The sequence below is a fragment of the Pseudomonas sp. IT-P100 genome (assembly GCF_949767185.1).
GTDB classification, from domain to species: Bacteria; Pseudomonadota; Gammaproteobacteria; order Pseudomonadales; family Pseudomonadaceae; genus Aquipseudomonas; species Aquipseudomonas fluorescens_B.
Genome location: NZ_CATKQK010000006.1, coordinates 37133 through 54465, shown reverse-complemented (window position 1 = coordinate 54465; position 17333 = coordinate 37133). Strand labels below are relative to the sequence as shown.

Here is a 17333-nt window from a genome sequence, read left to right as displayed (position 1 = left end):
ACACCTGATCAAAAAACAACCACATCGCTGCAAGCCACGTATCCAAAGGCCCTCAGCCAGCTACTCCCACGTTATTCACAGCCAGCTCCACAGCAAACGGGGACAAGTCAAAAGCGTGACAAAACAACTATTTGCAGCGGCTTTATGTCGCGCTTTGAGAGCTTGATGAATTTGTTTTCCACAATTTCCAGAAAGCACACCGCGGACACCTGCGGGAGTATTGAAAATGTAAAAAAGCCCCGGCGATTGCGCGCCGGGGCTTGGTGTTACAACAGCGAAATCAGTGGCCGCCGAGATAGGCGTTACGCACTTCCTCGTTAACCAGCAACTCCTTGCCGGTGCCCGTGATGCGGATCTCGCCGTTGACCATGACATACGCCCGGTCCGACAGCTTGAGCGCGTGGTTGGCATTCTGCTCGACCAGGAAGATGGTCATCCCGGTCTTGGCCAGTTCCCGCAGCGTGGCAAAGATCTGTTTCACCACGATCGGTGCCAGACCCAGGCTCGGCTCGTCAAGCAACAACAGTTTGGGCCGACTCATCAGCGCACGGGCGATGGCGAGCATTTGCTGTTCACCACCGGACATGGTCATGGCGCGCTGGGTGCGTCGCTCTTCGAGCCGCGGAAACAGCTCGAACATGCGTTGCATGTCTTCCTTGGCGTACTTGTCACCGATCGGGATGGTGCCCATCAGCAGGTTTTCCTCGACAGTCATGTCGGGGAACACCCGCCGTCCTTCCGGCGATTGCGCGATACCGTGGGACGCGATGTAGTGCGACGACTTGTGGGTGATGTCCACCCCTTGATAGATGATCTGCCCGTCAGCCGCCCGCGGTTGGCCGAAGATCGACATCAGCAGGGTCGACTTCCCGGCACCGTTGGAGCCGATCAGACTGACGGTTTCCCCTTCGTTGATGTGCAGCGAGACTTTTTTCAGGGCCTGGATTGGCCCGTAAAACACGTCCAGATCCTTCAGTTCGAGGATAGGTTGACTCATAGCGCCACTTCCTCTTCATCGGCACCCAGGTAGGCCGCAATCACTTTCGGATCGTTGCGTATCGCATCAGGCCCGCCCTCGGCAATGACGATGCCGTGGTCCAGCACCACGATGTGGTCGGAAATGCTCATAACCATGCCCATGTCGTGTTCGATCAGCACCACGGTCAGATCATGCTCGTCGCGCAGCAGCCGGATCATCGCGCTCAGCGCTTCGGTTTCCTGAGGGTTGAGGCCGGCGGCCGGTTCGTCGAGGCAGATGATCTGCGGCCGGGTGCACATGGCCCGGGCGATTTCCAGACGGCGTTGCTGACCGTAGGACAGTTCACCGGCCAGACGGTTGGCGCAGTCCACCAGGTCCACCACTTCCAGCCAGTAGAAGGCGTGGTCCAGCGCATCGCTTTCAGCCTTTTGGTAGCCCTTCGTGTTGAGGATACCGGCGAGCATGCTGCGGTTGACCCACATGTGCTGGGCAACCAGCAGGTTTTCCAGCACCGACATTTCCTTGAACAGGCGAATGTTCTGGAAGGTCCGCGCCAGCCCGGCACGGTTCACCAGGTGGGTACCGCCGAACATCTTGTAATACAGCCGACTGAGAAAGGATTTTGGCGAAACGAAATCCGCCGGTTTGAACGATTCGCCCAGCAACTGGATGACGTTGGTCTGCTCGCCCCGCACGCTGAGTTCGATCTTGCCACCGGAGGCCTTGTAGAAACCGGTCAGGCAGTTGAACACCGTGGTTTTGCCGGCGCCGTTGGGGCCGATCAGGGCGAAGATCGAGTTGCGTTTGACCTTCAGGCTGACATCGTTCAACGCCTTGATGCCGCCGAAGTGCATCATCAGTTTCTCGACCGAGAGTACGACTTCGCTCATGGCGCTACTCCTTTACGCGGGGTCACACCGGTACGGCTGATCCGAATCAGGCCGCGCGGTCGCCAGATCATCATCAACACCATCAGGATGCCGAACAGCAGCACGCGGTATTCCGCGAAGCCACGCAGCAGTTCCGGGGCCACGGTCAGCACGAAGGCTGCGATGACGACGCCAATGGTCGAGCCCATGCCGCCGAGTACCACGATGGCGAGGATCAGGGCCGACTCGAAGAAGGTGAACGAGGTCGGGTTGACGAAGCCTTGGTAGGTGGCGAAGAACACACCCGCCAGACCCGCCGTCGACGCACCGATGGTGAACGCCGAAAGCTTGACCAGCACGTGGTTCAGACCCATGGAGCGGCAGGCGATTTCATCTTCACGCAAGGCCTCCCAGGCGCGACCGACCGGCATACGGGTCAGACGGTGCTTGACGTACAGCACGCCCAGTACGACGAGGAACAACACCGCGTAAATGAAGTAATACTTCACGTCCGGGTTGTAGGCGATACCGAAAAACTCATGGAACGGAACGCCACCGTCTTTTGCCCTTTTGCCGAACTCCAGGCCGAAGAAGGTTGGCAGCGGCGCCGCCATGCCATTTGGCCCCCCCGTCAGGCTCAGCCAGTTGTTGAGGACCAAGCGAATGATTTCACCGAAGCCCAGGGTCACGATCGCCAGGTAGTCACCGTGCAGGCGCAATACCGGGAAGCCGAGGATGCAACCGGCAAGGCCGGCGGTGATCGCTGCCAGTGGCAGCACCGTCCAGAAGCCAAGCCCCAGGTATTGATAGCCGAGTGCCAGGCCATAGGCCCCGATGGCGTAGAACGCCACGTAGCCGAGGTCGAGCAGGCCGGCCAGGCCGACCACGATGTTCAAGCCAAGCCCCAGCAGCACGTAGATCAGCCCGAGGATGACCACGCCCAGCAGGTAGGAGTTGGAGAAAAACGGGAACACCACGGCGACGACGATCACCACTGGAATGATCCAGCGCAACCGGGTCTTGTAGTCAGGCGGCAGTACATGTACCCCGGAGCCTGTGCTTTCAAAACCTTCGAGAATTCTCAGGCCTTTGGGCGTTTGCAGGAACAGGCTCAGGGCAAAGCGGCCGGCCATGACGATGGCGACAATCCACGCCACTCGGGTCGTTTCCAGATTGAAGCCGTAGCCGTCGAGGACTACGCCAACAATCGGGCCGAACACAATGAGGGCGACCAGACCGGCAAGAATCGCGTCAACCAGGCTTCTTTTGAGATCAATGGTTTTTTTAGTGGTTGAAGACATCGCTTACACCTTCGACACAAGAGGACGGCCGAGCAGGCCTTGGGGCCGAAAGACCAGAACGAGAACGAGCAGCGAGAAGCTGAAAACGTCTTTGTAGTCCGAGTTGACCAGACCCGAGAACAGCGACTCGGAAATGCCGAGGATGATCCCGCCGAGCATCGCGCCAGGCAGCGAGCCGATTCCGCCAAGTACCGCAGCGGTGAACGCCTTGATACCGATAACGAAGCCTGCGTAGAAGTCGAACGTGCCGTAGTTCATGGTGATCAGCACACCGGCCAGGGCCGCCATTGCTGCACCGATGATGAACACGTAGGAAATCACGCGATCGGTGTTGATCCCCAGGATCGAGGCCATCTTGCGGTCTTGCTGGGTGGCGCGGCACATGCGGCCGAGCTTGGTGTACTTGATGACGTAGGTCAGCAGGGCCATGCCGGCGAATGCGGCGATCAGAATGAAGATCTTGGTGTAGGTGAGCTGGACGAAGCCGCTTCCGACTTCCACTCGCCATGCACCGGTCAGCAAGGTAGGTACGCCTTGTTGGCGGGCGCCCTGGGCGATCTGTGCATAGTTTTGCAGGATCAGGGAAATACCGATGGCGCTGATCAGCGGTGCCAGTCGGGTTGAGTTACGCAGGGGTTTGTAGGCGACACGCTCGATGACCCAGCCATACACCGCCGTGACGATGATGGTGAAGACCAGTGTGCCAAGCATCAGCAGAGGGAAGGATTCAATACCGAAGTATGCCAGCAGAGCCAGACTGATCGCCGCGAGGTAAGCGGAGATCATGTAAACCTCACCATGGGCGAAGTTGATCATGCCGATGATGCCATAGACCATTGTGTAGCCGATGGCGATCAGGCCATAGACCGACCCGAGGGTCAGGCCGTTGACCAGTTGCTGCAGGAAAATACCATCCATAACGCAATCTCACGCATTTGAGAGACTGCACAGAAGCCGGGTGCGACGGACCGGGGTTCAGCCACCCGCGCAACACGGTTGTGTGCAGCTCTACGAGAAAAGACAGGTACTGCACGGACATGTTGGTTGACTACCCGGTGCACAAGGCACCGGGCAATTCAGCAGCTCATATCACTTCTGTTTTTCCAGTTGGTGGTATTTGCCATCCTTGTCCCACTGATAAACCACGTAGTCGGAGACTTTCAGGTCGCCCTTGGCGTCCCAGGTCTTCTCGCCCATCACGGTTTTAACCGGGTTTTTCTTCAGCCACTCGGCCGCTTTTTCGCCGTTGTTGGACTTGGCGCCGTTGAAAGCAGCCGCCAGGGTTTGAACCGAAGCGTAGGCGTACAGGGTGTAGCCTTCAGGCTCGGTACCGGCCTTGCGGAAGGTGTCTACCACGGTCTTGCTGTCTGGCAGCAGGCGTGGGTCGGCGCCGAAGGTCATGTACACGCCATCAACGTTCTGCGGGCCACCGGCGGTGGTCACGAGTTCATCAGTCACGATGCCATCATCGGACATGAATTTGACGTCCTTGAGGCCTTGCTCACGCAGTTGACGAACCAGTGGACCGGCTTCCGGGTGCAGGCCGCCGAAATAGACGACATCGGCACCGGCTGCACGGATCTTGGTCACCACGGCGCTGAAGTCTTTCTCGCCACGGGTCAGACCTTCGTACAGCACCGGGGTCACGCCGCGCTTGGCCAGTTGGGCCTTGGTGGCATCCGCCAGACCTTGACCGTAGGTGTCCTTGTCGTGCAGAACCACGACTTTCTTGCCCTTGAGCACGTCGACGATGTAGTCGCCGGCCACGATACCCTGCTGGTCGTCACGGCCGCACATACGGAACATGGCGCTCAGGCCGCGCTCGGTCACCTGTGGGTTGGTGGAGCCCGGAGTGATTGCGATGATGCCTGCTTCGTCGTAGATCTCGGAGGCCGGAATGGTCGACGAGGAGCAGAAGTGACCGACCACGCCTGCCACTTTCTGGTTGGTCAGGTCCTTGGCGACCGTCACAGCCTGTTTCGGTTCGCAGGCGTCATCGCCCTTGACCAGTACGATTTTTTCCCCGTTAACGCCGCCCGATGCGTTGATGGCATCGGCTGCGGCCTGTGCACCCTTCATGTACTGCTCGCCAAATGCCGCGTTGGCGCCCGTCATTGGACCCGCCACACCGATTTTTACGTCAGCCTGTGCAAACGCAGAAACACCCAGCGCAGTTGCCACTGCGAGGGCCAGAAAGCCTTTCTTGTAAAACGTCTGGGACATGAGGTGGTGCTCCAAGGTTTTTTTTTAATTGGCACTGCAACTTCACTGAATGCTCAGAGCAAGGGCCGTGCCATCGGTTTTTTATTCTGAAAAAAGTCGCTGCTTTATTGTTATATCGACTGTTTCGAGCCCATTTTCATTGGACGTGCAACCGTCTAAACCGCTGAAGGTGAAACCATTTATTTATCAAGGCGCAACCCGTGCGCGCCATCATTGCAACCGCAGCGCCAAACGACGTGCAACCAGCCTGTAACAACGCGCGTCACCGAAGTGCACACTGCTGGTGCGGCACTGCTACAACCCGCACCTTTTACAGGCTAGTCGCTGCGCCGAAAAGCGCCGCTCCCCGCAACAAATTTCAACAATCAAATCACGATCCGCAAGCACTGGCCCGCGTGATACAGCGAAAATCCCGCTTCATACAGACAGCTACGCAGGCCAGCCCCGGCCAGTGGTTGCATCGGAGCGAAGGGGATCGGCAACGCCTGCGGATTTCCGTTGCACAAATAATCGGCAAAGGCTTTGCCGACTACAGTGCCAGTGGTCACGCCCCGACCGTTATAGCCAGTGACTGCCACTAAACCGGGCGCTGGCTCGAACAGGCGCATCAAATGATCGGGGGTGAAGGCGATGCAACCGGTCCAGGTGCACTCCCATTCCACCGGTTTGAGGTAGGGGAAATAGTGCTGCTGAACGCGATCGGCCCAGGCCTTGAGGAACCAGGTCGGCTTCTGATTGCCATTACCCAGGCTGCCGAGCAACAGGCGACCGTCTTTATCGCGGCGAATGCTGCTGAGCACCTGACGGGTGTCCCAGGAACCCTGGCCACCGGGCAGGATTTTCCGGGCGGCTTCTTCAGTGAGTGGCACCGATGCCACCTGATAGTAATAACCGGGGAAGAAATTGCGCCGAAGCTCTGTCCAGTCGCCTTCGGTATAAGCGTTGGACGCGATGACAACCTGCTCGGCAAGCACCGAACCCTGCGCGGTCTGTACTGACCACTTCTGGCCCTGACGTTCGAGCCGGGTCACCGGGGAATGATCGAACAGCTGACCGCCGAGGCCGATGGCCGCTTTGGCCAGCCCCGTGGTGTAAGCCATCGGGTTGATCGTGCCAGCACGCCGATCCAGCAGTGCGGCGGCGATTTTTTGGGTGCCGGTTGCCTGTTCGCAGGCTTGACCGGTCAGCAGTTCGACCGGTGCGCCGCGACGTTTCCATTGTTCTTCACGACTGCGCAAGTCCGCTTCACCACGGGCGTTATGCGCCATGTGCAGCGTGCCTTCGCGGCGTAACTGGCAATCGATGTTGTACTTGTCCACAAGGCTGAACACCAACGAAGGTGCCGCCCCCAGCATGCGATTGAGCTGACTGCCCACCGCTTCGCCAAACCCGGCTTCGATGTCGTCCGGCGGAATCCACATGCCGGCATTGACCAGCCCGACGTTGCGGCCCGAACCACCATGGCCGGCGCGATGGGCTTCCAGCACACACACCGTTTTGCCTTGTTCCAGCAGATGCACCGCCGCCGACAGACCGGTGAAACCGGCGCCGATGACGCAGACGTCGACCGTGACTTCACCCTTGAGCGCCGCTTTATCAGGCCTTTGCGGCGTCAGTTTTTCCCACAGACACTCTTCGCGTAACGGCATTGCCAGACTCCAACAGAAACCTAACAAACAGAAAAAGCTTCGCTGGCAAGCCAGCTCCTACAGGTTATGCGCCACGACACAGGCCGTGCAGGAGCTGGCTTGCCAGCGATGGGGCCCGATCAGTCGAACGTAATCCCTTGAGCCAACGGCAACTCCAGCGAGTAGTTCACGGTGTTGGTCTGGCGGCGCATGTACCCGCGCCATGCATCGGAGCCCGACTCACGACCACCGCCCGTCTCTTTCTCGCCACCAAACGCGCCGCCGATTTCCGCACCGCTCGGGCCGATGTTGACGTTGGCGATGCCGCAGTCGCTGCCCACCGCCGACATGAACTGCTCGGCTTCACGCACGTCGGTGGTGAAGATGCATGAGGACAGGCCTTGTGGAACGGCGTTGTTCAGGCGCAGCGCTTCAGCGAAGTCCTTGTAACCGACCACGTACAGGATCGGCGCGAAGGTTTCGTGACAGACCACATCGCTCTGTTCCGGCATTTCAACGATGGCCGGCGAGACGTAGTAAGCGTTCGGGTATTTGTCTTCCAGCTGACGCTTGCCGCCGAAGACCCGACCGCCTTCGCTCAAGGCTTGCTCCAGCGCGTCCTGCATGTTGTCGAAGCTGTGCTTGTCGATCAGTGGGCCGATCAGGTTGCCTTCCAGCGGATTGCCGATGCGCACTTTCGAGTAAGCGGCCTTGAGGCGGGTAACGATTTCTTCTTTCACCGATTCGTGAGCGATCAGGCGACGCAACGTGGTGCAACGCTGGCCGGCGGTGCCGACGGCGCTGAACAGGATCGCGCGAACAGCCATGTCCAGATCAGCGCTTGGGCCGAGGATCATGGCGTTGTTGCCACCCAGCTCCAGGATGCTGCGGGCGAATCGTGCGGCGATTTTCGGTGCCACTTCGCGGCCCATGCGGGTGCTGCCGGTGGCGCTGATCAGCGCGACACGCGGGTCATCGACCAGCGCTTCGCCGGCATCGCGGCCGCCGATGATCACTTGGCTCAGGTGCGGAGGTGCGTCGCTGAAGTTTTTCAGTACGCGGTCGAACAGCGCCTGGCAGGCCAGTGCGGTCAGCGGGGTTTTCTCCGAGGGCTTCCAGATCACCGGGTTACCGCAAACCAGCGCCAGCGTGGTGTTCCAGGCCCAGACCGCCACCGGGAAGTTGAACGCACTGATCACGCCCACGATGCCCAGCGGGTGCCAGGTTTCACGCATGTGGTGGCCCGGGCGCTCGGAAGCGATGGTCAAGCCGTACAGTTGACGGGACAGGCCGACGGCGAAATCGCAGATGTCGATCATTTCCTGAACTTCACCCAAGCCTTCCTGAGTGATCTTGCCCGCTTCCCAGGACACCAGCTCGCCGAGATCGGCCTTGTATTCACGCAGGATGTCGCCCAATTGGCGTACCAGTTCGCCACGGCGCGGGGCCGGGACCTTGCGCCACAATTCGAACGCATGATCTGCGCGACTGATGTGCTGCTCGACTTCAGCGGCACCTTCCCAGTTCACAGAGGCGATCTTGCTGCCATCGATTGGCGAATGCACCGGCACTTTGCCGTTCTGGTACAGGGCCGGATTCACACCAAGACGATCAAGCAATGCGGCAACCATGGGTCACTCCTCGAGCAAAAAACACAAAACGTGCAGCCGGAAAATCACGACTGATCAGACCTGTAGTTTTAGCTTGCCGGAGGTTACCCAACAAACGACCTTTAAGAGAGATATCATTCCGTTTATTCATGCTGCGAATTGCTGGTCAGAAAGAAACAAGAAAAAGGACAACCCCATGCTGAATAAACGTTACCTGCCGTCGATCACCGCATTGCAGTGTTTCGAGGCCGTGACCCGGCATTTGAGCTTCACACGGGCGGCCGAAGAGCTGAACCTGACCCAGAGCGCGGTCAGCAAACAGGTCGCGCAACTGGAAGAATTGTTGCAACACCTGTTGTTTCGCCGGGTGCGTCGACGCCTGCAAATGACCCCGGCCGGTGATTTGTACCTGGTTGAGGTACGAAAAATCCTCACGCAAGTCGAGATGTCGACCCACTACCTGCGTTCCTACGGCGGGGAAACCGAAGTCCTGCGCGTCTCGACCCCTCCGACCTTCGGCGCCCGCTGGCTGGTGCCCCGCCTGAAAGGCTGGCGCCTGCGTCACCCATCGATCCACCTGGACCTGTGCAGCGAGCAGGAAGCCGATGACCTGCTGCAAGGTCGCAGCGATCTGGCGTTCTATTTCGGCCAGGGCTCACGCCCCCGTACCGAATGCCTGAAGCTGTTCGGCGAAGAGCTTGTTCCCGTGTGTGCACCGGGTAGCCTGCCGGCGACACCGTTCACTGATCCCACCCAACTCACCGACCTGGTCCTGCTGCAAAACGCCTCCCGTCCGCAGGCCTGGCACGACTGGTTCGACAGTCAGGGTTTCCACACCGAACACAGCTACCACGGGCCGCGCTTCGAGACCTTCTACATGTGCATCCGCGCCGCGCAGGTCGGCTGTGGCGTGGCGCTGTTGCCGCGGTTTCTGGTGGAAGAGGAGTTGGCCGACGGCAAACTGGTCATACCCTGGCAGCACGCGATGCCCAGTTCCGACGCCTATTACCTGGCGTACCCGGAACATTCGGCGGAAGTGCCCAAGGTGCGGGACTTTGTGAAGTGGATGCTGGAGCAGATTGATAGCCCGGAAGTACCGCAAACTTAAGGCTTCACCAAGACCTGTGGCAAAGCACCATCACTGTGGCGAGGGAGCTTGCTCCCGCTGGGGTGCGAAGCGCCCCCCTACAGCCGCTACGTTCAAACTGAAAAGCTGCGTTTACCGTTTTGCGGCTGCTGCGCAACCGAGCGGGAGCAAGCTCCCTCGCCACAGGGATCTGCTGCGATGCAAAAATCGCTGGCAATACCCCGCGCGGATATGCGCCACTAGCCCCATTCATTGAAACAGCTGCAACGCCACTGCCACGGGCCGCGGCCAGCCTGGAGAACCCCGTTATGAGCGAGAGTGTGTTTGCCGATCGCATCGTGCAGAACCTGCTCGACACCGACTTCTACAAACTGACGATGATGCAGGCGGTGCTGCACAACTACCCGAACGTGGACGTCGAATGGGAGTTCCGTTGCCGCAACAGTGAAGACCTGCGCCCGTACCTGGCGGAAATACGCTTTCAGATCGAGCGCCTCGCCGAGTTGAACCTGAGCGCCGACCAGTTGAGTTTCATGGAGCGCATCAGCTTCATGAAGCCGGATTTCCTGCGCTTCCTCGGCTTGTTCCGCTTCAACCTGCGCTACGTCCACACCGGCATCGAAAACGGCGAGCTGTTTATCCGCCTGCGCGGGCCCTGGCTGCATGTGATTCTTTTTGAAGTCCCGCTGCTGTCCATCGTCAGCGAAGTGCGCAACCGCTATCGCTACCGGGACATCGTTCTGGAGCAAGCGCGCGAGCAACTTTATCGCAAGTTCGACTGGCTGACCGCCAACGCCAGCAGCGACGAATTGTCGGAATTGCAAGTAGCCGATTTCGGCACCCGCCGTCGCTTTTCGTACCGTGTGCAGGAAGAAGTGGTGAACGTGCTCAAGCACGATTTCCCCGGACGTTTCGTCGGCACCAGCAACGTGCATTTGTCCCGGGAACTGGACATGAAACCGCTGGGCACCATGGCCCACGAATGGATCATGGCCCACCAGCAACTCGGTCCGCGACTGATCGACAGCCAGATTGCCGCCCTCGATTGCTGGGTCCGCGAATACCGCGGCCTGCTGGGGATCGCCTTGACTGACTGCATCACCATGGATGCCTTCCTCAACGACTTCGACCTGTACTTTGCCAAACTCTTCGACGGCCTGCGCCATGACTCCGGGGATCCGGTGATCTGGGCAGAAAAGGCGATCGCCCACTATCAAAAGCTGGGCATCGACCCGATGAGCAAGACCCTGACGTTCTCCGACAGTCTGACGCTGCCCAAGGCGCTGGAAATATTTCGCGCATTACGCGGTCGGATCAATGTCAGCTTCGGCATCGGCACCAACCTGACGTGCGATATTCCAGGTGTTGAACCGATGAGCATCGTGCTTAAAATGGCGGCCTGCAATGGCCAACCGGTGGCAAAGATCTCCGACGAGCCTGGCAAGACTCACTGCAAAGACCCGAATTTCGTCGCCTACTTGCGACACGTTTTCAAAGTTCCTGCCGCCCTTTCCAGCACACCAAGCAAGGAGTGAATTCATGCAAGCCGTACAGCGTGAGATTGCTGAGCAGCTCAAGGTTCAACCGCCATTCGCCGACAAGGCCGCCCTCGAGGCGGAAATCGCCCGGCGCATTACCTTCATCCAGGATTGCCTGGTCAATTCCGGGCTCAAGACCCTGGTGCTCGGCATCAGCGGCGGGGTCGATTCCCTGACCGCCGGCCTGCTGGCCCAGCGCGCCATGCGTGAACTGCGCACCCGCACCGGTGATGACAACTACAAGTTCATCGCCGTGCGCCTGCCGTATGAAACCCAGTTCGATGAACACGACGCCCAGGCTTCGGTGGATTTCATCAAGCCGGACGAGCGTCACACCGTGAACATCGGCCCGGCAGTCAAATCCCTGGCCAATGAAGTGGCAGCCTTCGAAGGCAAGCACGCGGTGTCAGTGGATTTCGTCCTCGGCAACACCAAGGCGCGGATGCGCATGGTCGCCCAGTACACCATCGCTGGCGCGGCCCATGGCCTGGTGATCGGCACCGACCACGCGGCAGAAGCGGTGATGGGGTTCTTCACCAAGTTCGGTGACGGTGCTTGCGACCTGGCCCCGTTGAGCGGCCTGGTGAAAAACCAGGTCCGGGCCATTGCCCGCAGTTTCGGTGCGCCTGAAGCACTGGTGGAGAAAGTCCCGACTGCCGACCTGGAAGACCTGTCGCCGGGTAAGCCGGACGAAGCGTCCCACGGCGTGACGTATGCCGAGATCGATGCGTTCCTGCACGGTGAGCCGGTGCGTGAGGAAGCGTTCAAGATCATCTGCGATACGTACAAAAAGACCCACCACAAGCGCGTGATGCCGTTTGCACCATAAGCAAGGGCGGCGCCTGAACCGACCACATCGCTAGCCTGCTAGCGATGAACGATGACTCGGTCAAATGTCAGGCACAAAAAAAGCGTCCCTCGCAGGACGCTTTTTTTATGAACCCGATTCGCTTACTTCAGCGTAACCGTACCTTTCATCATCGAAATGTGGCCCGGGAACGAGCAGAAGAAGCCGTATTTCTCGGCAGCATCAAGCTTCGACACGTCGAAGGTCACCGAGTCGGTTTCCTTGGCACCGATGATTTTGGTGTGGGCGATAACGCGCGCATCACCTTCCTTCAGATAGTTCTTGTCGATACCGGCAGCCAGGCCGTCAGTGGCGATCGGCTGCATGTCAGCCTCTTTGCTCAGCACCCAGTTATGACCCATCACATTTTTCGGCAGGCTGCCGGAGTGGGTCAGTTCAACGGTGAAGGTCTTGCAGCTTTTGTCGATTTCAATGGCCTTGGTGTTGAAGGACATTTGGTCGGTGGAGTCGATGGTCGTCTTGCACTCGGCAGCCATCAATTGACTGCTGGCCAGTGTCAGCAGGGATACCGCAACAAGTTTGGCAAACATGGTGAATCTCCAAGGCGGGGGTAAACAAAAGTGCGAATGGACAGAAGACTGCCTGAAAACTTCGCAAGTTCCTATGACCTGAATCAAAAATTGTATACAACTTTAGAGCTATGACACCTATCCAAATAATCTACCAGCCAGACGTCCAAGGCGGCCCTATCATCAGGTCGTCATCACCAATATGGAGCGTCTGTCATGTCGATCAACAGCTTTTTGTGCAGTTTGCTCGCCGCTTATGCCTGTGGCGCCAGTGGTACCTGTGAAACGTCCCAACGCGAAGTTTAGACCTTGGAGCGCAGCGCCTCAGCCTTTACTCTGTGGCCATCCTGACCCTGGAGCAAGGCATGTCTTTAGCATCCGTTTGTGTATTTTGCGGTGCCAGCACCGGCACCAACCCGGCTTATCGTGAAGCGGCTGTCGCCCTGGGGCGAGCATTGGCCGAGCGCAGGTTGACCCTGGTCTATGGCGGCGGCGCCGTGGGGTTGATGGGGATTGTGGCCGATGCTGCACTGGCAGCCGGCGGTGAAGTGATCGGGATCATCCCGCAAAGCCTCAAGGACAAGGAAATCGGCCACAGCGGCCTGACTCGCCTCGAAGTGGTCGACGGCATGCATGCGCGAAAGGCGCGGATGGCCGAGCTCAGCGACGCATTTATCGCATTGCCCGGCGGCCTGGGCACTCTGGAGGAACTGTTCGAAGTCTGGACGTGGGGCCAGCTCGGCTACCACGGCAAACCACTGGGTCTGCTGGAAGTGAACGGCTTCTACAGCAAATTGACTGGTTTTCTTGATCATATCGTCGGCGAAGGCTTCGTTCGCGAAGCGCACCGTGACATGCTGCAACTGAGCGAATCGCCGCAAACCCTGCTCGATGCCCTGGATGCCTGGCAGCCGACCGTGGTGCCAAAGTGGACAGAGCAAAAACCCAGCTAACGGCTCGGCACCGATACAGGGCAGAATATGCGCCGCTCAACCTCACCTTCGACCCCAGAGGATCGCCCATGGCTAAACCTAATTATTCCTTCGCCAAACGTCAGAGAGACTTGGCCAAGGAGCAGAAGAAAGAGGAAAAGCTTCAGCGCAAGAAAGCTACAGCTGAAGAAGAAGCCGCCGCACTGAACCCGGAAACAGACGGTGAAGTGGCCGCAGAAAGTGATGTTGAAGCACCGAAAGATCAGGCGCCCGACGCCTGAGACCCTCAGGGCCCGATGATCTGATCAGGCCCACCGGATCTGTGTCCAGGGTCAGCAGTTACGCTGCTGGCCCTGCGTTACTCCAGTGGCATTACGGTGACGCGGACTTCCGGGTCGTGATTACCGCCCCCCAGAATCACCCCCCGCAACGGCGAGACATCGGAGAAATCCCGGCCCCAGGCCAGGGTGATGTGTTCCAGCGCCGGCTGCACATTGTTGGTCGGATCGAAATCCACCCAGCCCAGCATCGGGCAAAAAACCGAAACCCAGGCATGCGAGGCGTCGGCACCGATCAGCCGTGGCTGGCCGGGCGGTGGCTGAGTCAGCAGGTAACCGCTGATGTAACGAGCCGCCAACCCGCGGGAACGCACGCAAGCGAGCATCAGGTGAGCAAAGTCCTGGCAAACCCCGCGCCGGCGCTCCAGCACTTCCACCAGTGGCGTTGCCACCTGCGTCGCTTCGGCGTCGAAGGTGAACTCGCTGAAGATTTTCTCCATCAGCGCCTGAACGCCGAGCAACAACGGACGGCCCGCCGGGAAACAACTTTCCGAGAACTCGACGAAGTTGCGCTTCAGATGCACATAGGGCGATTCGAACCGGTAACGGCAAGCTTCCAGCAATTCAGGAGAAAGCGGCTGACTGCTGTAGGTCAGTGCGTTGCGGGTGTCTTCCCAGGCCGGGGATTGATTGAAATCCAGCGTTGGCCGGGACATCACTTCGACGGTGAGCCGGGCGTTGACCAATAGTTCATCGTGCGGCCGCTCGAATGCCAGTCGGGTCAGCGGGTTGCCAAACACATCCAGCTCGTCCCGGCGCGATGTCGGATCGGGGCTGATCTGCAATTGCTGCTCGGTGCAGCGCTGCCAGGCACACGATCGCGGCCACAGGTGTGCCAATTGCTGGGCGAGGGACACCGGGCTGTCGTAGTGATAATGGGTGTCGTGGAAAATCTGGTAACGGGCGCTCATCAGACGGACACCGTGCGCTGGCTGACATCATCGACATGGGCGAAATGGCGCAACGCCAGACGATCCGACACTTGTCCGCTGGCGTCAGCGATCTCTTGCAGCAGATCGGCCAGACCCTCTATGGCGGCACGAACGCTGGCATCGCCGAACAACGAATTCTCCAGGCACCCCAGATCGAAGCGCGCCAGCCGCTCCACCAAGTGCGGCAGCCCCGCTTCGCGCGGCACAGCAAAATCATCGTTCAACCGCTTGAGGGTGCGAGTGACCAGTTTCAGCTGGAACAACACGGCGTGAGGGTTCTGCTCATCGAGCAGCAACAGGTCCAGCACCGGGATCAATTGCGCCACCGCCAGATACCGCGAGCGGTAGGTGATGCTGCTGTTGCCCAGTTCCAGCAGCCATTCAAGTCCGGCCTGGTCGAAGGCACCGCTACCGCGCAGGAACGCCGCCAGGCTGCCGCTGAGAAATTGCAGGCGCTCGATCCGCCGGCCGATCATCAGGAAGCGCCAGCCTTCGTCCCGGGTCATGTCGTCGAGGGCAAAACCCGACAGCGCCGCCAGCGACATCACCAGACGGTTGAGGAAATCCAGCAACTCGCCGAAATCCGGCTCTTCGGTTTCCAGCTCGATTGCCTCGCGCTGCAACTCCACCAGCGCCTGCCAGTTTTCCCGCGAGAGCTTGCCGCGCACCTGCGAAGCCGCCCACTGCAAGCGCTGCAGGTTGGAACGCAGGCTGAACGGCCAGTCGTCGCCGAGCAGCGCCGCCAGTAACCGTTCAGGCAATTCGCCTTCATCGGGCAGCAACATCAACCGCTCGCCCAGTTCGACAGCCGCCTCCAGAGCTTGCGGGTCGTCGCCGTCGACGTAGCGCGCCAGCATGATCCGCAGCAACCGAGCGCTGTCATCGCAGCGTTCACAGTAGCGGCCGAACCAGAACAGGTTTTCCACGACCCGGGACGGCAGATACGGATCGCGCCGCACCAGGTCGTGCACGCCGATGCTGCGCTGGGCTTTCCACTGCTCGCCGCTCGGTGGCCGATCCCCCAGCACCCAGGTGTCCTTGCTCGCGCCGCCACGTTGCATCGACACCACTTCGGCATCGGCCTCGGCGGCCACACGGGTCAAACCACCGGGCAGCACCCGATAGCCATCGCGACTGGCCACCGCATACATGCGCATGCCGATCGCCCGAGGCTGTAACTGACCGTCCTCAGCCTGCCAGATCGGCGCCTGGGACAATTGCGCCAGCTCTTGCGCCACATAGGCGTAAGGTCGCGCCTGCATGCGCTCAGCAAGGGTCTGGCGCTGTTTTTCACTCAAATCACGGCCAAATACCGGCGCAAAACTCTGCGAAGGAAACGCCGGTTTGATCAGCAGCTCCGGCAACTTTTCCAATGCCTGGGCCAGCACCGGCGCTTCGCCGCACCACCATGTGGCGATGGAGGGCAGAATCAGCTCTTCGCCGAACAGGAATTGATTGATCCTCGGTAGAAAGCCCAACAGTCCTGGCGACTCGAGAACGCCGCTGCCCAGCGCGTTGGCCACCAGCACTCGCCCCTGCCGCACGGCTTCGAGCAGGCCCGGCACGCCCAGCGCGGAGTCGGTGCGCAATTCCAGCGGATCGCAGAAGTCGTCGTCGAGGCGGCGCATGATCGCGTGGACACGACGCAGGCCGCTCAGGGTTTTCAGGTACACCGTGGCATCGCGCACCGTGAGGTCGCCGCCCTCCACCAGCGGATAACCGAGCTGCCGCGCCAGGTACAGATGTTCGAAGTAGCTTTCGTTGAAACGCCCCGGTGTCAGCAGTACTACCAACGGCGCTTCATCATCGCTCGGTGCCTGACGGGCCAGGGTTTCCTGCAGCGTGCGGAAGAACCCGGCCAGATGCTGCACCTTCAAATCTCGGTACAGCTCGGGGAAGGCCCGGGACACGATCGTGCGGTTTTCCAGGGCGTAACCCGCGCCGGACGGTGCCTGAGTCCGATCCGCCGTGACCCACCAGCGCCCGTCGGGCGTGCGCGCCAGATCCACGGCATACAGATGCAGAAAGGCCCCGTCGGGCGGCGTGATGCCCTGACAGGGCCAGAGGAAGTTGTTGTGACCGAACACCAGTTCAGCCGGCAGCAAGCCTTCAGCGATCAGCCGCTGCGGCCCGTATAAATCCGCCAGGACGGCATTCAACAGACGCGCCCGCTGTGCGATCCCGGCTGACAACAGCGCCCACTCATCCGCGGCGATCACATGCGGCAGCAGGTCCAGCTCCCACGGTCGATCCGCGCCCTTGGGATCGGCGTAGACGTTGTAGGTCACGCCGTTTTCCTGGATCTGCCGGGTCAGCAGTGCCTGACGCTGCACCAGCTGCGCGGGCGTACTGCGTTGCAACTGGTCGAACAGCCGACGCCAGTGCGGACGCACCGCGCCGCTGTTGTCGAGCAGTTCGTGATAAGTGCCCGCCGTCAGCGGGTAGCGGTCTAGCAGGTCAGGCATGGAAAGCTCGGCAGACAGCAAGGAACGGTCAGACTAACGCAGGCTCATGACGCC

The 17333-nt window shown here is 59.9% G+C and carries 15 protein-coding genes; 5 read left to right on the top strand and 10 right to left on the bottom strand.

Annotated elements, in window-relative coordinates; genetic code table 11:
• Nucleotides 1-280 precede the first annotated feature (280 nt).
• The 7 genes from ACM6IQ_RS05075 to ACM6IQ_RS05045 all read right to left on the bottom strand — a co-directional run bounded on the left by ACM6IQ_RS05075 (nucleotide 281) and on the right by ACM6IQ_RS05045 (nucleotide 8631).
• Nucleotides 281-997, bottom strand: coding sequence for an ABC transporter ATP-binding protein (locus tag ACM6IQ_RS05075; RefSeq protein WP_017336283.1), 717 nt, complete (start codon nucleotides 995-997; stop codon nucleotides 281-283).
• Entirely contained in the window at nucleotides 994-1869 is an 876-nt protein-coding gene (locus tag ACM6IQ_RS05070; protein ID WP_414878181.1) for an ABC transporter ATP-binding protein, read from the bottom strand. Before ACM6IQ_RS05070 ends, ACM6IQ_RS05075 begins: the two co-directional genes overlap by 4 nt.
• Nucleotides 1866-3149, bottom strand: coding sequence for a high-affinity branched-chain amino acid ABC transporter permease LivM (gene livM / locus ACM6IQ_RS05065; RefSeq protein WP_414878180.1), 1284 nt, complete (start codon nucleotides 3147-3149; stop codon nucleotides 1866-1868). The genes ACM6IQ_RS05070 and livM overlap by 4 nt, the downstream gene beginning before the upstream one ends.
• 3 nt (nucleotides 3150-3152) lie before the next feature.
• Nucleotides 3153-4067 carry an ABC transporter permease subunit gene (locus ACM6IQ_RS05060; protein ID WP_017336280.1) on the bottom strand — a complete coding sequence of 305 codons (915 nt, stop codon included), beginning with the start codon at nucleotides 4065-4067 and terminating at the stop codon, nucleotides 3153-3155.
• 171 nt (nucleotides 4068-4238) lie between these two features.
• Entirely contained in the window at nucleotides 4239-5372 is a 1134-nt protein-coding gene (locus ACM6IQ_RS05055; RefSeq protein WP_017336279.1) for a branched-chain amino acid ABC transporter substrate-binding protein, read from the bottom strand.
• Nucleotides 5373-5737: 365 nt separating this feature from the next.
• On the bottom strand, nucleotides 5738-7021 hold the full coding sequence (locus ACM6IQ_RS05050; RefSeq protein WP_414878179.1) for an NAD(P)/FAD-dependent oxidoreductase: 1284 nt from the start codon (nucleotides 7019-7021) through the stop codon (nucleotides 5738-5740).
• Between the two features lie 119 nt (nucleotides 7022-7140).
• Nucleotides 7141-8631: an aldehyde dehydrogenase family protein gene (locus ACM6IQ_RS05045; protein ID WP_017336277.1), complete on the bottom strand. Its 1491-nt coding sequence runs from the start codon at nucleotides 8629-8631 to the stop codon at nucleotides 7141-7143.
• A gap of 175 nt (nucleotides 8632-8806) precedes the next feature.
• Here ACM6IQ_RS05045 and ACM6IQ_RS05040 point away from each other — a divergent pair, with 175 nt between their 5' ends.
• The 3 genes from ACM6IQ_RS05040 (at nucleotide 8807) to nadE (ending at nucleotide 12064) form a co-directional block, all read left to right on the top strand.
• A complete protein-coding gene (locus ACM6IQ_RS05040; protein ID WP_414878178.1) occupies nucleotides 8807-9718 on the top strand; it encodes a LysR family transcriptional regulator in 912 nt (303 codons plus the stop codon).
• Between the two features lie 287 nt (nucleotides 9719-10005).
• Nucleotides 10006-11232, top strand: a complete 1227-nt coding sequence (gene pncB / locus ACM6IQ_RS05035; protein ID WP_017336275.1) for a nicotinate phosphoribosyltransferase — start codon at nucleotides 10006-10008, stop codon at nucleotides 11230-11232.
• Nucleotides 11233-11236: 4 nt separating this feature from the next.
• Nucleotides 11237-12064 (top strand): ammonia-dependent NAD(+) synthetase, encoded by an 828-nt coding sequence (nadE, locus tag ACM6IQ_RS05030; protein WP_017336274.1) that lies wholly within the window; start codon nucleotides 11237-11239, stop codon nucleotides 12062-12064.
• A gap of 122 nt (nucleotides 12065-12186) precedes the next feature.
• Here nadE and azu read toward each other — a convergent pair whose 3' ends face one another.
• Entirely contained in the window at nucleotides 12187-12633 is a 447-nt protein-coding gene (gene azu, locus ACM6IQ_RS05025; protein ID WP_017336273.1) for an azurin, read from the bottom strand.
• Nucleotides 12634-12977: 344 nt separating this feature from the next.
• Between azu and ACM6IQ_RS05020 the strand changes: the two genes are divergently transcribed.
• Both ACM6IQ_RS05020 and ACM6IQ_RS05015 read left to right on the top strand, forming a co-directional pair.
• Nucleotides 12978-13565: a TIGR00730 family Rossman fold protein gene (locus ACM6IQ_RS05020; protein WP_017336271.1), complete on the top strand. Its 588-nt coding sequence runs from the start codon at nucleotides 12978-12980 to the stop codon at nucleotides 13563-13565.
• A 68-nt stretch (nucleotides 13566-13633) separates the two neighbouring features.
• Complete coding sequence (locus ACM6IQ_RS05015) at nucleotides 13634-13825, top strand: hypothetical protein (protein WP_017336270.1); 192 nt, start codon at nucleotides 13634-13636, stop codon at nucleotides 13823-13825.
• Nucleotides 13826-13902: 77 nt separating this feature from the next.
• Here ACM6IQ_RS05015 and ACM6IQ_RS05010 read toward each other — a convergent pair whose 3' ends face one another.
• A complete protein-coding gene (locus ACM6IQ_RS05010) occupies nucleotides 13903-14793 on the bottom strand; it encodes a transglutaminase family protein (protein WP_017336269.1) in 891 nt (296 codons plus the stop codon).
• Nucleotides 14793-17279: a circularly permuted type 2 ATP-grasp protein gene (locus ACM6IQ_RS05005; RefSeq protein WP_414878177.1), complete on the bottom strand. Its 2487-nt coding sequence runs from the start codon at nucleotides 17277-17279 to the stop codon at nucleotides 14793-14795. Before ACM6IQ_RS05005 ends, ACM6IQ_RS05010 begins: the two co-directional genes overlap by 1 nt.
• Between the last annotated feature and the right edge of the window lie 54 nt (nucleotides 17280-17333).